Source organism: Kurthia sp. FSL E2-0154, assembly GCF_038003625.1.
GTDB lineage: Bacteria > Bacillota > Bacilli > Bacillales_A > Planococcaceae > Kurthia > Kurthia gibsonii.
Map to the genome: position 1 here is coordinate 1,732,501 of NZ_JBBOPO010000001.1, position 17,288 is coordinate 1,749,788.

General features: G+C 37.8%; 14 protein-coding genes, 2 rRNA genes and 1 pseudogene (1 of these 17 running past the window's edge). 8 read left to right on the plus strand and 9 right to left on the minus strand.

Going from position 1 to position 17,288, the window contains the following annotated elements:
- From MHB75_RS08555 to MHB75_RS08565, 3 genes are all read right to left on the minus strand, one after another.
- Nucleotides 1-377 (minus strand): 23S ribosomal RNA (locus MHB75_RS08555); it reaches 2,553 nt to the left of the window's first position.
- Between the two features lie 361 nt (nt 378-738).
- Nucleotides 739-2,286, minus strand: a 16S ribosomal RNA gene (locus MHB75_RS08560).
- The 16S and 23S rRNA genes sit together here, the layout of an rRNA operon.
- 345 nt (nt 2,287-2,631) lie before the next feature.
- The gene (locus MHB75_RS08565) at nt 2,632-3,531 is read right to left on the minus strand and encodes a DMT family transporter (RefSeq protein WP_340997093.1); all 900 of its coding nucleotides are present in this window, start codon (nt 3,529-3,531) and stop codon (nt 2,632-2,634) included.
- A 132-nt stretch (nt 3,532-3,663) separates the two neighbouring features.
- Here MHB75_RS08565 and MHB75_RS08570 point away from each other — a divergent pair, with 132 nt between their 5' ends.
- The 3 genes and pseudogenes from MHB75_RS08570 (at nt 3,664) to MHB75_RS08580 (ending at nt 6,113) form a co-directional block, all read left to right on the plus strand.
- Entirely contained in the window at nt 3,664-4,383 is a 720-nt protein-coding gene (locus MHB75_RS08570) for an MgtC/SapB family protein (RefSeq protein ID WP_141274965.1), read from the plus strand.
- Nucleotides 4,384-4,400: 17 nt separating this feature from the next.
- Nucleotides 4,401-5,390: a cation diffusion facilitator family transporter gene (locus tag MHB75_RS08575; RefSeq protein ID WP_340997095.1), complete on the plus strand. Its 990-nt coding sequence runs from the start codon at nt 4,401-4,403 to the stop codon at nt 5,388-5,390.
- A gap of 9 nt (nt 5,391-5,399) precedes the next feature.
- Nucleotides 5,400-6,113 (plus strand): annotated as a pseudogene (locus tag MHB75_RS08580) (metallophosphoesterase family protein).
- 99 nt (nt 6,114-6,212) lie between these two features.
- On the opposite strand, the gene MHB75_RS08585 reads toward MHB75_RS08580, so the two are convergent.
- The 3 genes from MHB75_RS08585 to pruA form a co-directional block, all read right to left on the minus strand.
- On the minus strand, nt 6,213-7,457 hold the full coding sequence (locus tag MHB75_RS08585) for a Glu/Leu/Phe/Val family dehydrogenase (protein ID WP_340997098.1): 1,245 nt from the start codon (nt 7,455-7,457) through the stop codon (nt 6,213-6,215).
- 128 nt (nt 7,458-7,585) lie between these two features.
- On the minus strand, nt 7,586-8,779 hold the full coding sequence (locus MHB75_RS08590; RefSeq protein ID WP_087680050.1) for an ornithine--oxo-acid transaminase: 1,194 nt from the start codon (nt 8,777-8,779) through the stop codon (nt 7,586-7,588).
- Between the two features lie 86 nt (nt 8,780-8,865).
- Complete coding sequence (gene pruA / locus MHB75_RS08595; RefSeq protein ID WP_141274968.1) at nt 8,866-10,410, minus strand: L-glutamate gamma-semialdehyde dehydrogenase; 1,545 nt, start codon at nt 10,408-10,410, stop codon at nt 8,866-8,868.
- A 149-nt stretch (nt 10,411-10,559) separates the two neighbouring features.
- On the opposite strand from pruA, the gene MHB75_RS08600 reads away from it, so the two are divergent.
- Both MHB75_RS08600 and MHB75_RS08605 read left to right on the plus strand, forming a co-directional pair.
- On the plus strand, nt 10,560-11,870 hold the full coding sequence (locus tag MHB75_RS08600) for a sigma 54-interacting transcriptional regulator (RefSeq protein WP_141274969.1): 1,311 nt from the start codon (nt 10,560-10,562) through the stop codon (nt 11,868-11,870).
- Nucleotides 11,871-11,954: 84 nt separating this feature from the next.
- Nucleotides 11,955-12,314 (plus strand): VOC family protein, encoded by a 360-nt coding sequence (locus tag MHB75_RS08605; protein ID WP_340997101.1) that lies wholly within the window; start codon nt 11,955-11,957, stop codon nt 12,312-12,314.
- A gap of 141 nt (nt 12,315-12,455) precedes the next feature.
- Here the strand turns inward: MHB75_RS08605 and yugI are convergent, their stop codons facing one another.
- A complete protein-coding gene (gene yugI, locus MHB75_RS08610; protein WP_141274593.1) occupies nt 12,456-12,830 on the minus strand; it encodes a S1 domain-containing post-transcriptional regulator GSP13 in 375 nt (124 codons plus the stop codon).
- 211 nt (nt 12,831-13,041) lie between these two features.
- Between yugI and MHB75_RS08615 the strand changes: the two genes are divergently transcribed.
- Together MHB75_RS08615 and MHB75_RS08620 are read left to right on the plus strand one after the other, a co-directional pair.
- The gene (locus MHB75_RS08615) at nt 13,042-14,370 is read left to right on the plus strand and encodes a sodium-dependent transporter (protein WP_141274594.1); all 1,329 of its coding nucleotides are present in this window, start codon (nt 13,042-13,044) and stop codon (nt 14,368-14,370) included.
- A 266-nt stretch (nt 14,371-14,636) separates the two neighbouring features.
- Nucleotides 14,637-14,852, plus strand: coding sequence for a helix-turn-helix domain-containing protein (locus MHB75_RS08620; RefSeq protein WP_307723182.1), 216 nt, complete (start codon nt 14,637-14,639; stop codon nt 14,850-14,852).
- A gap of 123 nt (nt 14,853-14,975) precedes the next feature.
- On the opposite strand, the gene MHB75_RS08625 is transcribed toward MHB75_RS08620, so the two are convergent.
- Nucleotides 14,976-15,221, minus strand: a complete 246-nt coding sequence (locus MHB75_RS08625) for a DUF1871 family protein (protein WP_255314773.1) — start codon at nt 15,219-15,221, stop codon at nt 14,976-14,978.
- Nucleotides 15,222-15,336: 115 nt separating this feature from the next.
- Here MHB75_RS08625 and MHB75_RS08630 point away from each other — a divergent pair, with 115 nt between their 5' ends.
- Complete coding sequence (locus tag MHB75_RS08630) at nt 15,337-16,509, plus strand: MalY/PatB family protein (protein WP_340997104.1); 1,173 nt, start codon at nt 15,337-15,339, stop codon at nt 16,507-16,509.
- A 59-nt stretch (nt 16,510-16,568) separates the two neighbouring features.
- Here MHB75_RS08630 and MHB75_RS08635 read toward each other — a convergent pair whose 3' ends face one another.
- Nucleotides 16,569-17,159, minus strand: a complete 591-nt coding sequence (locus MHB75_RS08635; RefSeq protein WP_068451557.1) for a peptidylprolyl isomerase — start codon at nt 17,157-17,159, stop codon at nt 16,569-16,571.
- Between the last annotated feature and the right edge of the window lie 129 nt (nt 17,160-17,288).

The following is a 17,288-nucleotide window of genomic DNA, read 5'->3' on the forward strand; positions in this document are numbered from 1 at the left end:
ACTGTTACCCTCTATGGTAGGCCTTTCCAAGCCGCTTCATTTAACTCATTCCTTTGTAACTCCGTGTAGAGTGTCCTACAACCCCAAGAAGCAAGCTTCTTGGTTTGGGCTCTTCCCGTTTCGCTCGCCGCTACTAAGGGAATCGAATTTTCTTTCTCTTCCTTCAGGTACTTAGATGTTTCAGTTCCCTGAGTCTGCCATCAAAACGCTATGAATTCACGTTAGGATACTGTTCGATTAAAAACAGTGGGTTCCCCCATTCGGAAATCTCCGGATCAAAGCTTACTTACAGCTCCCCGAAGCATATCGGTGTTAGTGCCGTCCTTCATCGGCTTCTAGTGCCAAGGCATCCGCCATGCGCCCTTAATAACTTAACCTAATTGATTCCAATCTGCTGCGTAATACTTTGTCAGCTACACTTGTTCGAATGCTCATGTACGTATGTACACTCCGCTTCTCACTGCGTTTGCTTTCGCGTCTTACTTGCATCTTGAAATAATTTTCACATAAGTCATTAAGCCTAAAAAATTAAAACTTAATAATTCAAAATCTATAAAAGAAATTTGTGTTTGTGTTACTTTCAATGTCGTTTTATCCAGTTTTCAAAGAACAAGTTTTACTCTGCGACAAGTAATCGCAAGAGCAAGGTTTGAAGATCATTTGCATGAGCCTTCAAAACTAAACAGCAAGTAAGATAATCTGTATAAGACCCAAGGTCTTTTCCGTTATATTCCTTAGAAAGGAGGTGATCCAGCCGCACCTTCCGATACGGCTACCTTGTTACGACTTCACCCCAATCATCTATCCCACCTTAGGCGGCTGGCTCCTTACGGTTACCCCACCGACTTCGGGTGTTACAAACTCTCGTGGTGTGACGGGCGGTGTGTACAAGGCCCGGGAACGTATTCACCGCGGCATGCTGATCCGCGATTACTAGCGATTCCGGCTTCATGCAGGCGAGTTGCAGCCTACAATCCGAACTGAGAACGATTTTATGAGATTAGCTTACCCTCGCGAGTTTGCGACTCTTTGTATCGTCCATTGTAGCACGTGTGTAGCCCAGGTCATAAGGGGCATGATGATTTGACGTCATCCCCACCTTCCTCCGGTTTGTCACCGGCAGTCTCCTTAGAGTGCCCAACTAAATGATGGCAACTAAGAATAAGGGTTGCGCTCGTTGCGGGACTTAACCCAACATCTCACGACACGAGCTGACGACAACCATGCACCACCTGTCACCAATGTCCCCGAAGGGAAAATCCTATCTCTAGGACGGTCATTGGGATGTCAAGACCTGGTAAGGTTCTTCGCGTTGCTTCGAATTAAACCACATGCTCCACCGCTTGTGCGGGCCCCCGTCAATTCCTTTGAGTTTCAACCTTGCGGTCGTACTCCCCAGGCGGAGTGCTTAATGCGTTAGCTGCAGCACTAAGGGGCGGAAACCCCCTAACACTTAGCACTCATCGTTTACGGCGTGGACTACCAGGGTATCTAATCCTGTTTGCTCCCCACGCTTTCGCGCCTCAGTGTCAGTTACAGACCAGACAGTCGCCTTCGCCACTGGTGTTCCTCCAAATCTCTACGCATTTCACCGCTACACTTGGAATTCCACTATCCTCTTCTGCACTCAAGTTCCCCAGTTTCCAATGACCCTCCACGGTTGAGCCGTGGGCTTTCACATCAGACTTAAGAAACCACCTGCGCGCGCTTTACGCCCAATAAATCCGGACAACGCTTGCCACCTACGTATTACCGCGGCTGCTGGCACGTAGTTAGCCGTGGCTTTCTAATAAGGTACCGTCAAGGTACGTTCATTTCCTAACGTACTTGTTCTTCCCTTACAACAGAGTTTTACGATCCGAAAACCTTCATCACTCACGCGGCGTTGCTCCATCAGACTTTCGTCCATTGTGGAAGATTCCCTACTGCTGCCTCCCGTAGGAGTTTGGGCCGTGTCTCAGTCCCAATGTGGCCGATCACCCTCTCAGGTCGGCTATGCATCGTTGCCTTGGTAGGCCGTTACCCCACCAACTAGCTAATGCACCGCGGGCCCATCCTACAGTGACGCCGAAGCGCCTTTCAACTTCAAAACATGTGATTCGAAGGATTATTCGGTATTAGCCCAGGTTTCCCTGAGTTATCCCAATCTGTAGGGCAGGTTGCCCACGTGTTACTCACCCGTCCGCCGCTAAATCAGAGAAGCAAGCTTCTCGTCATTCGCTCGACTTGCATGTATTAGGCACGCCGCCAGCGTTCGTCCTGAGCCAGGATCAAACTCTCCATAAAAGTAGTTTGAAAGCTCATTTGCTTTGCTAGCGTTATCTTTTGATAACAATTGCTTATTCACTTAATGTGATAAGACTTGTTTGTGATTATCTTCTTGCTTGTTTAGTTTTCAAGGTTCATTCACTAACGCGTGTTAGCGACTTTAATATCTTAACAAAGCTTCAAGTTGTTGTCAACATATTTTTTATTTTTATTTTTCGTTGTTTTGTTAACAACTACTTTATACTACCATTTATGCTTCTAAGTTGTCAATAACTTTTTTAACATAATTTCCGAAGTATTATTTCGTTGATTTCAACGTTGTCTTAACGACATATATAAATATAATATATGCCGTTAAAAAAATCAAGAGTTTTTCTGAAATAATTTCAAAAGTTTTTTACCATCTACTATATAAAGTAAAATACCAACAATTATAATACTTCCACCTATGTACTGTGTAGCGATTAATTTCTCTGCAAATATAAAGTAAGCTAAAATAGATGCGCCTACTGGTTCAAACAAAATAGCAATTGAAATCGTATTAGCAGATACATATTTTAAAGCCCAGTTAAATAAGTTGTGCCCCAATAAATTTGGTACGATGGCTAATAACACAAACCAGAACCAATCCATTGGTCTTGTAACAATAAAAGTTTCCCCTTTAGTCCATACATAAAGAGCTAATGTAATTGTACTAACTGTGTAAACAATCATTGTGTATGTTGTCAAACCTACTCGTCTTCTCACATCTTGTCCGAATAACATATAACCTGTTACAAATGCACATGCAATTAAAGCTAATATATCACCGTAAAAGGCTGTACCTCCTACTTTAAAATCTCCCCAACTAATTAATACACTACCTCCAATAGCAATTGCCATTGCTAAAATCCCTTTTGCACCTACACGGTCTTTAAAGAAAAAATATGTACCAAAGACAGCAAATAAAGGTTGTAACGTTACTAATACAGTTGAACTCGCAACAGATGTATAGTTTAATGACTCAAACCATAAGATAAAATGAAACGCTAACAATACACCCGCAATCGAAGAAAAAATCCAATCTTTTTTAACAAGCTGTTTTAATTCGTGTACATGGCGGTTCAAAAATAATGGTAACATAATTAATACAGACAAAAACATACGATAAAAAGCTGTTGTACCAGCTGTTGTATCTGCTAACTTTACAAAGATTGCTGAGGCAGATACAGAGATGACACCAATAAAAATAACTATTAATGTATGCACTTTTGGTTTCTCCATGATGTATAACACCCACTTTCTATATATTTTTTTCCATTTTATAGTACAATAACCTAAAACACTCACCTATCATATCATAGGTAGTTATGTTGTACGATGCTTTATAAATACTTATTTGAAAGAGTTGATTTTATGGAGTTTTTTGCAGATACAGCTTTTGTTTTAGAATCTACATTAAAAATGGCAATCGCTGCAATATTAAGTTTAATCATCGGGGTAGAACGTGAATTAAAGAAGAAACCTGTCGGTTTAAAGACATCACTTGTAATTGCAACATTTAGTTGTCTGTTAACAATTATCTCTGTACAAGCTGTTCATCAAGCAACGCCAGTTCCTGGTATTAACATTACAATGGATCCTCTCCGTCTCGCTGCACAAGTAGTTAGCGGTATTGGCTTCCTTGGTGCTGGTGTTATTTTAAGAAGAACTGACAATACAATTAGCGGTTTAACAACTGCTGCTATGATTTGGGGCGCAGCGGGTATTGGTATAGCAGTAGGTGCTGGATTTTATATCCCTGCAATTTTATCTGTCCTTGTAGTCTTACTTGGAGTTGAAGTCATTGCACCCATCTTTACAAAGTTTGGGCCGGAACGTCTTCGTTTACAAGACGTCCAAGTATTGATTCGATTGGAGAGTATGGATGATATTGAAAAAGTGATTAATTATTTAGAGAGTAATGAATTTATTATGGAGAAGCTAAAAATTAAGGACTTAGAATATCCAGATCATGTTGTTTACCATGAGATTAGTGTTCAACTCTCATTCGTTGAAAAAACAGATACTTTTGCTGTTTATAAAAAATTTAAATCACTTCCTTTTATTAATCATATTGAGGTAACTATTCTATAAGAAGAAAGAGGTTTCATATGAAAGAAATATTCCATTTATTAAAACAAGGTAATAAACCTTCTTTACTGGCTGCTATTGTCAATTTAGTTTTAGGTATTGTAAAAGGAGTTGCGTTTTTCTTTACAGGTAACGTTGCGATGTTCGCTGAAATGATGCACTCTCTAGGAGACGCAGCCAATCAGTTTTTTGTATTTATTGGTTCTGCCCTTTCAAAGAAAGCACCTACTCCAAAATTCCCAACTGGATTTGGACGCGTTGTTAATCTTGTCTGTCTAGGCGCCGTATTAATTGTTGGCATTTTAGCTTATGAAACAATTGTAGAAGGAATTAATCATATTGTTCATCCAACAACTTCTACAGGTTTATGGATTACAATTTCGGTTTTAGCAGTTGGAGTTATACTAGAAGGAAGTGTATTAATAAAAGCTGCAACTGAGATTGCACAAGATGCTGGAGAGAAAACAAATCCTCTAACAGCTATTCCAAAAGCGCTTAAACATTTAAAAAATGCGAAGCCTGCAACGAAACTCGTCTTCATGGAAGACTCTGTCGCTACAGGTGGTGGTGTCATCGCGATTATCTCAGTTGTGATTTCTCACTTAACTGGATTTGAGGCTGCTGAAGGTATTGCTTCTATATTAATTGGTTTAATGATGTTCTATGTTGTAGGTACTGTATTTTTAGAAAACGCACGTGGTGCAATCGGAGAAACAGATGAAGAAATGTTGAACCATATCGCTTACCTTGTATCAGATGATCCAAACATTCGGGACATTAAACGACTAGAAGTCATTAAAGAAGGTGAATTCCTACATGTAGAACTCATGGCAGAGGTTGACCCTACTTTATCTTTCGCATATGTTGATGATATTCGTGATCACTTAATGGAGATCTTACTCGCACAAAAGAAAGTATCACGTGTCACGATTCTTTTTGATGAAGATGATGGCGTAACAAATTGGCGACATATTGACGAAAGACCTGACCAACTGAAAACGAAGGACTAGGAGGTTCATATGAGTCGAACATTATTAATTAGTGATATTCATGGTGAGTTATATCTTTTTAAAGAACTACTAGAACAAGTAAAATATGATGATGCTAAAGATTAACTTATTTTATTAGGTGACTATATCGACCGTGGTCCTGCTTCAAAAGAGGTACTCGATTTTATTATGAAGTTAAAAGAGAATGGTGCAAAAGTGTTGATGGGGAATCATGAGCAAATTATGCTCGATGTATTTGAAAAAGAGAATAAATACGAGTAGGATTTTTGGCTTTATACTGCGGGTGGTTTGGCCACGATGCGTAGCTATAGCTTTACTGAAAAAGATTTAAAGCAAGCTGGCGATTTACATGACTTTTCTTTGCAAGCTTTTTTATGTGAAGATCTTATCAAACATTTAGAGTTTATCCGTCATCTTGATACGTCGATTGAACAAGACAATTACATTTTCGTACATGCAGGTGTTGATCCACATATCCCTTTCAATCAAAATACGAAAAAGAGTCTGCTTTGGATTCGCGATGAATTTCATCAAAAATATGAGGGACAAAAAATAGTTATTTTCGGCCATACCCCTACAAAGCATTTACATCAAGATTGCTTGAATCATAAAATTTATTTTGGTGAAAATCGTATTATCGGCATCGATGGTGGTGCAACTTTCGGTGGACAATTGAATTGTCTAGAGCTCCCTTCTCAAAAAGTCTATTTTGTTCAAAAATAATAAAATAGTTCATTTCCCTTTTTAGTAAAATGAAAAACCGGAATCGCGACACAACGCGATTCCGGTTTTCTTATGTTCATATGATTGTTTTGGGAACAATTATACCCAGCCACGGAAGCGAGATGCTTCTGCTGTTTTACGAACGCCTACCATATAAGCTGCTAAACGCATATCAATATTACGTGAAGTGGCTACAGTATAAACATTATCAAATGCTTCTACCATCTTTTTAAGTAACTTTTCATTTACTTCTTCTTCTGTCCAGTAGTAACCTTGATTGTTTTGTACCCATTCAAAGTAAGAAACTGTTACGCCACCAGCACTTGCAAGTACATCTGGTACAAGTAAAATACCACGCTCATTCAGAATTTTTGTTGCTTCTGAAGTTGTTGGGCCATTTGCTGCTTCTACTACGATACTTGCTTTAATACGATGTGCGTTTTCTGCAGTAAGTTGGTTTTCAATCGCTGCTGGTACTAGAATATCACATTCTAATTCTAGTAATTCTTTGTTTGAAATTGTGTTTTCAAATAGAGTTGTTACGGTTCCAAAGCTGTCGCGGCGATCTAATAAATAATCAATATCTAAACCTTCTGGATCATAAAGTGCACCGTAAGCATCTGAGATACCAACTACCTTTGCACCTAAATCACTCATGAATTTTGCTAAGAAGCTACCTGCATTACCAAAACCTTGGATGACAATGCGTGCATCTTTAATATCAATGTTACGACGTTTCGCTGCTTCTTCAATGACGATTGTGACACCTTGTGCAGTTGCTTTATCGCGTCCTAAAGAACCACCTAGTACAATTGGTTTACCTGTAATGAATCCTGGAGAGTTGAATTCATCCATTCGGCTATATTCGTCCATCATCCATGCCATGATTTGAGCATTTGTGAAAACATCTGGTGCTGGAATATCTTTCGTTGGTCCTACAATTTGACTTGTAGCTCGTACATAACCACGACTTAAACGTTCTAGTTCACCCATTGACATTTGACGTGGGTCACAGATTACGCCACCCTTACCGCCACCATATGGTAGGTCTACAATACCTGCTTTTAATGTCATCCACATTGATAAAGCTTTTACTTCTTCTTCAGAAACATTTGGGTGGAAACGTACGCCACCTTTTGTTGGTCCTACAGCATCATTGTGTTGTGCACGGTATCCTGTAAATACTTTTACTTGTCCGTTATCCATTTTCACTGGAATACGCACTTCTAGCATACGAAGTGGTTCTTTTAATAATTCGTACATGCCTTCATCATAGCCAAGTTTTTGAAGAGCTTTTTTAATTACTTCTTGCGTAGATGTGAACAGGTTTAGATTTTCTGCCATTTGATTTTTTCGCCTCTTTACTATTTAATAATTTGCAATCATATGAGAAAGTATTTTTTTGGAAATTTCATCATATTGATTCGCACATATTGTAACACAGTTTAGTTCCATTTTCTCTTATTTTGGGTTTATTTTGAAAACACTTTTTGGATTCTTTCGATTGCCCAATCTAATTCTTCTTTTGTAATGACAAGAGGAGGAGCAAAACGGATAACTGTATCGTGTGTTTCTTTACATAATAGACCTAATTCCATTAATTCTTCACAGTATGGACGCGCTTCTACATCTAGTTCTAAACCGATGAATAAACCGCGACCACGTACTTCTTTAATATGAGGGTTTTTAATTTCACGTAATTTACCCATGAAGTATTCGCCTAATTCTTGAGAGCGTTCAGCTAATTTTTCATCTTTTAATACATTTAAAGCTGCAATTGATACGGCACAAGCAAGTGGGTTACCACCGAATGTTGAACCATGTGAACCTGGATTGAATACACCAAGTACATCTTTATCTGCTACAACACATGAGATTGGGAATACACCACCACCAAGTGCTTTACCTAAAATATACATGTCTGGGTTTACATCTTCCCATTCACAAGCAAACATTTTACCTGTACGTGCAAGACCTGCTTGAATTTCGTCTGCAATAAATAGAACGTTATGTTCACGACAAAGTTCACGCGCTGCTTTTAAGAATCCAGCTGGAGGTAATACAATCCCTGCTTCACCTTGAATTGGTTCAATCATGAATGCTGCAGTATTCGGTGTAATTGCTTCTTTTAATTGTTCGATATCACCGTAATCTACTAATTTAATTCCTGGTAATAATGGACCGAATCCACGACGATATTCAGGATCTGATGTTAATGATACAGCTAACATTGTACGTCCGTGAAAGTTACCATTACATGCGATTACTTCTGCTTGACCATCTGGAACGCCTTTTACATCATATGCCCAACGACGCGCAGCTTTGAATGCTGTTTCAACAGCTTCTGCACCTGTATTCATTGGAAGAACCATTTCTTTACCTGTTAATTCGCTAACAGCTTCATACCATGGACCTAATTGATCTGAGTGGAATGCACGTGAAGTTAATGTTACACGATCCGCTTGATCTTTTAATGCTTGGATAATTTTCGGATGACGGTGTCCTTGGTTTACTGCTGAGTAAGCTGAAAGCATATCCATATACTTGTTACCTTCTGGATCTGTTACCCATACACCCTCTGCTTCTGAAATAACGATTGGAAGTGGTAAATAGTTTTTTGCACCGATTGAGTTTGTTTGTTCAATAATATTTTGTGTAATTGTCATCTTATTTTCCTCCTTGTTGTTTATATGTAAACGCTTTATAACAGTGGATAAAAATGAGGGGCGTAAAAACCCCTCATCCACATAAATTAAAATGCTTCTGAAACTGATTTTGATTGCATGTGTAATGTTAAGAAGTCTGGACCGCCTGCTTTCGAGCAAGTACCTGACATGTTATAACCACCGAATGGTTGGTAACCTACGATTGCGCCTGTGCAACCACGGTTAATGTATAAGTTACCTACGAAGAAGTCTTCGCGTGCACGTTCGATGTGTTCGCGGTTTGTTGAAATAACTGCACCTGTTAAACCGTATTCTGTATTGTTCGCAATCGCTAAACCTTCTTCAAAGTCTTTTGCTTTTGCAATCGCAACGATTGGTCCAAAGATTTCTTCTTGCATTAGACGAGCTGTTGGTGCAACGTCTACTACAACTGTTGGATGTACAAAGTAACCAACTGAATCATCTGCTGTACCGCCTACTACAATACGCCCTTCTTCTTTCGCTACATCGAAGTAAGAAGTGATTTTTTTGTATGCTGCTTCATCAATTACTGTTGCCATGAAGTTATCTGGGTTTGTTGGATCACCAATTGTTAATTCTTTTGTTAATTCTGTTACACGTTCTACCACTTGATCATATACATCTTCTACGATGACTGCACGAGAACAAGCTGAACATTTTTGACCTGAGAAACCGAATGCTGATTTTACAATTGCTTGTGCAGCTAATTCTAAATCCGCTTCTTTATCAACTAGGATTGTATCTTTACCGCCCATTTCAGCGATGACACGTTTAATCCAAATTTGTCCTTCATTTAATACAGAAGCACGTTGGTTGATGCGTAAACCAACATCACGTGAACCTGTGAATGATACAAAACGAGTACGTGGGTGATCTACTAAGTAGTCGCCTACTTCTGCGCCAGAACCTGGTACGTAATTCACTACGCCTGCTGGAAGACCTGCTTCTTCAAGAATCTCCATGAATTTGTATGCGATTACTGGTGTTGTTGAAGCTGGTTTTAATAGTACTGTATTACCTGTTACGACAGCCGCTACTGTTGTACCTGCCATAATTGCAAATGGGAAGTTCCATGGTGAGATGACTACGCCAACCCCCAGTGAACGGTAGTCAAATCTATTGAACTCGCCTGGACGTGAAAGAACTGGTTTACCGTCTTTTAATTCAAGCATTTGGCGTGCATAGTACTCGAAGAAGTCGATTGCTTCTGCTGTATCTGCATCTGCCTCTACCCATGGTTTACCTGCTTCAAGTGTCATCATCGCTGACATTTCATGGCGACGACGTTTTGTAATTTCGGCTACTTTGAATAGAATATCTGCACGAACTGCAGGATCTACTTTACTCCAAGTTTTGAATGTTTCGTCTGCAACTTGCATTGCTTTTTCAGCTAATTTTTGAGTTGCTTTCGATACTGTACCTACAACTTCAGTTTTCTTCGCTGGGTTATAAGAAGTGATTTTATCTTCTGTAACGATTTTTTCGCCACCAATAATTAATGGATAATCTTTTCCAAGTTCTTGTTGAACTTTTTGGATGGCCTCTCTATATGCTTGACGATTTTCCTCTTTCGAAAAATCTGTTAATGGTTCTGTTTTGTATGGAATCATTTCTAGTCCTCCTTTGTGTGTTAAAAAGAAAGCGCAAAAAATATTTGCGTTTATTTATCCTTTACACTTATAATAATGCAAGAGAATGTTGCGTTTTTCAAGAGAAAAATTGTAATTTTAACAAATTTTTTTACGGAGTGAGCGAAAATATGAAGAAAAACCTTGATTTAACAGTATTTTATGAATTTTTAACCGAACACTCGACAGTAGGGATTCATGCGATTAATGCACAGGGTCAAACGATTATTTATAATGAACAGATGAAAAAAATTGAAGGATTGAACTTAGAGGATATGTCAGATCGTTCCATCTTAGATGTTTTTCGTTTTAATAATGCAGATGAATCAACATTACTTTATGTGTTACAAACAGGTGAGCCTGTGTTGAATATTAAACAAACGTATTGGAATCATAATGGCCAAGAGATTACAACAATCAATGATACATACCCGGTTAAACAACATAATGAAATTGTCGGGGCTATCGAATTTGCACGTGATATTACCACACTTGAGAAATTAGTAAATCAACCTTTACAGCGTTACGGGGAACCCATTACATTTGATGTGATTACAGCTGTTTCACCTGAAATGAAGCGCGTCGTTCAAATTGCAAAAAAAGCTGCTATTGCAAAGTTACCTGTACTTTTAATTGGTGAATCAGGTACCGGGAAGGATTTGATTGCTGAAGGAATTCATTATGCAACTGTTCCAGTACCTGATGAATTTATTACATTATATTGCAATCGTTCTGATGAACATATGGTTGAGAAATTAACAAAGCAATTAGAAGAACATAACAGTTGTACAATCTTTTGCGAACGAATCGAATTTTTATCGCTTGAGCAACAAAAAGAGTTACTTCAAGTGCTTGAAACATATTCAACGGAACATCTTTTCATCGCAAGTGTTGGCAATGATCCCATTGATTTAATTGCTGAACAAGTGTTATTAAAAGATTTATACTATTTCTTTGCTTCTGTATCCATTACTGTACCACCTCTACGTGAGCGTTTGAGCGATATGGGACCTTTCATTCAAGACTATTTAGCACGTTATCGTCGCATTTTCGGTAGTCAGATTAAAGGTGTCACAAATGAAGTAGAACAACTTTTCCAGCACTACGACTGGCCTGGGAATTTGAAAGAACTTGAAGTGTTATTAGATGAGATGAGTACGATGATTTCGAATGAGGAGTATATTACGTATGACTTACTACCACATCATTTTAAATTAAAGGTACAAGAATATCGTGATAGTACGCCCCTTCACGCAGAGGATTTTGTTATCCAAGCAGAACAAGAACTGATGCCTTTAGACAATTATTTACGTGAAGCAGAGGCCTATTATTTAAATAAGGTACTTGATAAATACGGTCATAACATTACAAAAGCTGCTGAGGCACTTGGAATGAGTCGTCAAAACTTACAATATCGATTGCGTAAATTAAAAAATAATTAAATAAGGATTTAGTTTTCTTTTGAAGTATTTTACCCTATAATAAAACGAGAACATATATTCTCATTTGAAAGGGTGCTTTATTTTATGTGGAGAAAGATTGAATGCGTTGCAATTTATACACAAGATATTGAAAAATCGATTCGCTTTTATGAAATACTCGGATTAACTAAATCATGGGATACTTTTCAAGATGAACAGAACAAGTGGAGACTTGTAGGAATGACTTTCCCTGATGGCAATTCAGAACTCGTTTTAAAAGATAATCCTGATTTACAATTTTCTGAAACCGAAATTATCGTATCGGATGTGCAAGAAACTTATGAAATGTTAAAAGACAATGAAGAAGTTATATGGATACGCACTCCTTTCCCCAATCACTTAGGGGGACATGTAGCGGTTATGCAGGCTCCTGATGAAAATGTATTTGTTTTAATCGGTAAATAACAGATTGTCACATATAAAAAGAAGAGCCCGGGACATAACAAAATGTTTATGTCTCAAACTCTTCTTTTTAATTTTGTTTAAAAACAATACTACTTTATTCTAACTCGAATAAAATTTTAGAGTAAAGTGGTTGTAGAGATGTTATTCAATTCCAGATTCTTTAATCCACTGGTCGAGCTTTTCTTTTAAAGAATTAAATCCGACAGCGTCTCGTTCATTTACACGATCTTGTAACGACTTACGCGGTGGTAATTCTTTCTTTTTCGGTGGTTTTTCTTGTAGCGCACGAATGGATAAACTAATTTTCTTATTCGCATCTTCTACTTCTAAAATCTTCACCTTTACTAAATCACCGACAGAGATGAAATCCGTAATATTTTTGACAAAACCATACGTAATTTCAGATATATGCACCAATCCTTGCGTTTGCTCATCTAACGAAACAAAAGCACCGTATGATTGAATCCCTGTCACTCTCCCTGTCACCACGTCTCCTACTTTATATTTGTTTGACATCTCGTCATCCCACTTTCTAACTATTCAATTTTAAATGCTGTTATATATTCATTTAGCAGTATAGCACAGCACTGTATGTCGGGCAAAGAATCTACCAATTCACACCACTTTTGAAGATATGAATTTTCTATTTTTACAATTATAGTCATGTATTTTTTCAGAATATTGTTGTAAAATGAAACAATCGTATTTAACAAGGAGGATATACATCGTGTCAAAAAGGGATCAATTTGCTTCTAAAATTGGCTTTATCTTAGCTGCTGCGGGCAGTGCGATTGGATTAGGGGCTATTTGGAAGTTCCCATATATGGCTGGTACTAACGGTGGTAGTGTATTTATTATTTTATTTATATTATGTACTTTAGTAATCGGTTTACCTATACTCGTCGCAGAATTTATGATTGGTCGTCGCGGACAAAGTGACGCTGTGACATCATTTAAAAAACAGGCCCCCCGTACGCCGTGGTTTTTAACGGGTTGGCTTGGCTTTATCTTATCAGGCATTATCTTATCATTCTACAGTGTGGTAGGCGGATGGATTTTAAGCTATCTTATTCGTGCAATTGGCTTCAAACTCTCAAACAATGACGAAAATTTCTTCGCAGAATTATTTGGAAATTTAACATTGAATGCATGGGAAGTTGTATTAGCACAAGGTGCGTTCTTATTCATCGTCATCTTAATCATCTCAAGTGGGATTCAAAATGGTGTTGAAAAAGCAAGTAAATGGATGATGCCTTTACTATTCGTCTTCTTCATCATTTTAGCAATTCGTTCGATGACATTAGACGGTGCAATGGATGGAATTAAATTCATGTTTGTTCCTGATTGGAGCTATTTAACAGGAAAAACATTGTTACTTGCACTTGGTCAAGCTTTCTTTTCACTAAGTGTTGGTGTAGCAGCAATGCTTACCTATGCTTCTTATTTAAAAAAAGATGTGCGTCTTGGTTCATCTGCTATGAACGTTGCTTGGATGAACATCGGGATTTCAATTCTTGCAGGTCTTGTTATTTTCCCTGCTGTCTTTGCACTCGGCTTCTCACCAAACCAAGGTCCTGGTCTTGTATTTATTATTATTCCAGCTGTGTTCCAACACATTCCACTCGGTTCCATCTTTTTAATCATTTTCTTCATCTTACTACTATTTGCTACAATCACTTCAGCTATTGCAATGCTTGAAATTGTAGTTGCAACAGCAATGGGAAGTAAATTCGAAAAACGCAAAAAGTACGCTTGGTTATGTGGAATTGGGATTTTTATCATTGGGATTCCAAGTGCCTTATCATTCGGAAAGCTGGCGGATGTACAAATTCTAGGACGCTCAATCTTTGATTTTGCTGACTTCTTCACAAACTCAATTGGCATGCCAATTGGCGCCTTATTAATGGCACTATTCGCTGGATATCAATTAAAACGCGCAGAACAATTAGAAGAACTACCTGTGAAACCATGGGTGTTTACTATTTGGCGTATTCTTGTACGTTATGTTGCACCAATCGCCATCATTATCGTGTTATATCAAGGGATTAAAGGATAATACACAATAGAATAGAATGGAACAAAACTTTTCAATCCCATTTTTAGAACTCACAACGAAAAACTGGAACTGCGCTGTGGCGTGATTCCAGTTTTTTTATGCTCATGTGAGATGGTGTTTTACACGTATTTTTCAACCTATTCTTTTTATTTAGTTAAATCTTGTAATCAAACTGTCACTTTTTCATAAAATATAATGTTTAAAAACTTTTTAAAACGTGAATTTATTATTATTAATACTTTTATTTTAAAAAGGATGTGTTGAATATGATGCAACAAGAGATTGCAACCCAATTACGAGTAAGTCGAGCAGAGAGAGGACTTTCACTCGAAGAATTATCGTTAAAAACGAGGATTGGTACTGAAAAATTATTACGTTATGAAACAGGCGAAGAAATTCCGACTGAACCGACATTACTCATGTTATCAAATGCACTTGAAATCCCCGTTGCGAACTTGGTGGATGGTCTACATGATGAATAGATACAAAAAGGGAGGTACAACCAATTAAACGGTGTAACTCCTTTTTCTATGTATTCATTTCGCACTACACAATACTGTATTTCATATTTTGACTATGCTACTATTAATTCGTAATACGAAATTTTATAAAATACTTTTCATTTCAAATTTAATGGCAAGTAATTTATAGGAAATCTCCACACACTTTTCGATTGGAATCCATTGTTGGAAAGAATGTTGGTAGATTTCTTGAATATTTTTACCTAAATCAGATGGATCGTCTACTTGTTGTAACGCAGTTAATACTTGCTCTGCTTCTACCTGATAGGATTCACGTTCTAGGTTTAAAGGATTCCACTGTTCAACCATGTGCATCACTTTTCTATTCATTTCCTTTACATCCATGTTGTTCACCTACATATTTTATTTTGATAAAGGACATGATAACATAATTACGAACAAAAGTGCACAAAAGAGCAAATGCTGACAGAAAGAAGGGGTATGAATGTTTAATTTTGACGAAACTTATTCACGTAGAAATACAAGCTCACTTAAGTGGGATTTAATGGAGAAGATTTATTCCATTCCAGATGCTTCAAAAATCATTCCAATGTGGGTGGCAGACATGGACTTTGCTGCACCTGAAACAATTACGAACGCTTTAAAAGCACGTATGGACTTCCCGTTATTCGGCTACACATTTGAAGACGAGGCATGTGCTTCTTCTGTAACTTCATGGCTAGCGCGTCGTCACGACTGGCATGTACCCACAGAATCTGTACTTTATCATCAAGGCGTTGTGCCTGCTATTTCAACAGTAGTTGAAGCTTTTACGAATGAAGGAGATACTGTGCTTGTGAATGCACCCATCTACCCTCCATTCTTTAATGTACCTAAAAAACTAAATCGCCAAGTAGCCTATGCACCACTACATGAAGAAAATGGTGTCTATACATTTGATTTTGAAACATTTGAAGAACAAGCTAAAAAAGATGATGTTAAACTATTCATCTTCTGTCATCCACACAATCCGTCTGGAACAGTATGGTCTGAAGATGTTCTGAAAAAGATTGATGATATTTGTGCTAAATACGGTGTCATTGTACTGTCTGACGAAATCCATAGTGATTTAATTCTAAATGGTACACAACATATTCCGTTCGCAAAAGCATCTTCACATGCTGATAATGTCATCACATGTGTTGCACCAACAAAAACATTCAATATCGCTGGTATTCAAGCTGCTATGATGATTGTAACAAATGCAAAAAAACGTCAAATGATTCGAAAAACAATGGAAAGTCATAGTCAAATGGGTCTTAACACATTTGCCTTAACAGCTGTACAAGCTGCTTTCTCAGAAGAATCTGAAGCATGGTTACATGCTTTAATCGATTATCTGAATGAGAATGTACGTTATGTGATTGATACCATCACACAAGAGCTTCCAAAAATCAACATAAAACATCCTGATGCAACGTATCTATTGTGGTTAGATATGCGCCAAACAGGTATGACCGAAAAAGAAATGATGCAAAAACTATTAGATGCAGGGGTCGCACTTGATCCCGGTACAAAATATGGTGCACCATTCGATGGTTTCCTTCGAATGAACATCGCTTGTACACGCGAAACTTTGAAAGAAGCTGTAAAACGCTTTATTCAAGCATTATCGTAAGCATCTCGTGGGTCGAAAAAACTCCGACATGCTACGGCATATCGGAGTTTTATTATGCATTATTTTTCAATTACTTTGATGCTCTTAATTGAGATATCTTCTACTGGTTTGTCACGACCGTCTTTTTCTACGTCAGCCATTCCATCTACAACATCCATACCGCTCACAACGTGACCGAATACTGTATGTTTACCGTCTAACCATGGTGTACCGCCGTTTTCAGCGTATGCTTTGATTACTTCTTCTGGGTAATCGTAATCTTGCATTTGCTTTAACATGTTTGAAGGAACATTTTTCGCTTGTACGATGAAGAATTGTGAACCATTTGTTCCTGGACCCGCATTCGCCATTGATAATGCACCGCGTAAGTTCATTAACTCAGGGTTAAATTCATCTTCGAATGTTGAACCATAAATTGATTCGCCGCCCATACCTGTACCAGTTGGGTCTCCACCTTGAATCATGAAATCTTTAATAATACGGTGGAAAATAATACCGTCGTAGTAGCCATTTTTTGCATGTGTTACAAAGTTTTCTACTGTTTTCGGTGCTAACTCTGGGAATAATTTGATTTGAATTGGCCCCATTGTTGTATCCATTTCAACTAGGATTTCATTTTCTTGTACTTCTTGGTTTAATTGTGGAAACATAATTGTCTCTCCTTTTATACGATAAGTTTATGCATTTTCTCAAAAGGGAATTTTAAGCGATACACGCGAAAATACCTTCTGATTTGTACCGTCATATTCTATCATAAAAACCATTTTAATTCAGTGTTT

Excerpts from the sequence above, each read along its gene's own strand:
- MHB75_RS08565 (WP_340997093.1), bottom strand. The coding sequence starts at position 3,531 with ATGGAGAAACCAAAAGTGCATACATTAATAGTTATTTTTATTGGTGTC.
- MHB75_RS08570 (WP_141274965.1), top strand. The coding sequence starts at position 3,664 with ATGGAGTTTTTTGCAGATACAGCTTTTGTTTTAGAATCTACATTAAAA.
- MHB75_RS08575 (WP_340997095.1), top strand. The coding sequence starts at position 4,401 with ATGAAAGAAATATTCCATTTATTAAAACAAGGTAATAAACCTTCTTTA.
- MHB75_RS08585 (WP_340997098.1), bottom strand. The coding sequence starts at position 7,457 with ATGGCAGAAAATCTAAACCTGTTCACATCTACGCAAGAAGTAATTAAA.
- MHB75_RS08590 (WP_087680050.1), bottom strand. The coding sequence starts at position 8,779 with ATGACAATTACACAAAATATTATTGAACAAACAAACTCAATCGGTGCA.
- pruA (WP_141274968.1), bottom strand. The coding sequence starts at position 10,410 with ATGATTCCATACAAAACAGAACCATTAACAGATTTTTCGAAAGAGGAA.
- MHB75_RS08600 (WP_141274969.1), top strand. The coding sequence starts at position 10,560 with ATGAAGAAAAACCTTGATTTAACAGTATTTTATGAATTTTTAACCGAA.
- MHB75_RS08605 (WP_340997101.1), top strand. The coding sequence starts at position 11,955 with ATGTGGAGAAAGATTGAATGCGTTGCAATTTATACACAAGATATTGAA.
- yugI (WP_141274593.1), bottom strand. The coding sequence starts at position 12,830 with ATGTCAAACAAATATAAAGTAGGAGACGTGGTGACAGGGAGAGTGACA.
- MHB75_RS08620 (WP_307723182.1), top strand. The coding sequence starts at position 14,637 with ATGATGCAACAAGAGATTGCAACCCAATTACGAGTAAGTCGAGCAGAG.
- MHB75_RS08625 (WP_255314773.1), bottom strand. The coding sequence starts at position 15,221 with ATGAATAGAAAAGTGATGCACATGGTTGAACAGTGGAATCCTTTAAAC.
- MHB75_RS08630 (WP_340997104.1), top strand. The coding sequence starts at position 15,337 with ATGTTTAATTTTGACGAAACTTATTCACGTAGAAATACAAGCTCACTT.
- MHB75_RS08635 (WP_068451557.1), bottom strand. The coding sequence starts at position 17,159 with ATGTTTCCACAATTAAACCAAGAAGTACAAGAAAATGAAATCCTAGTT.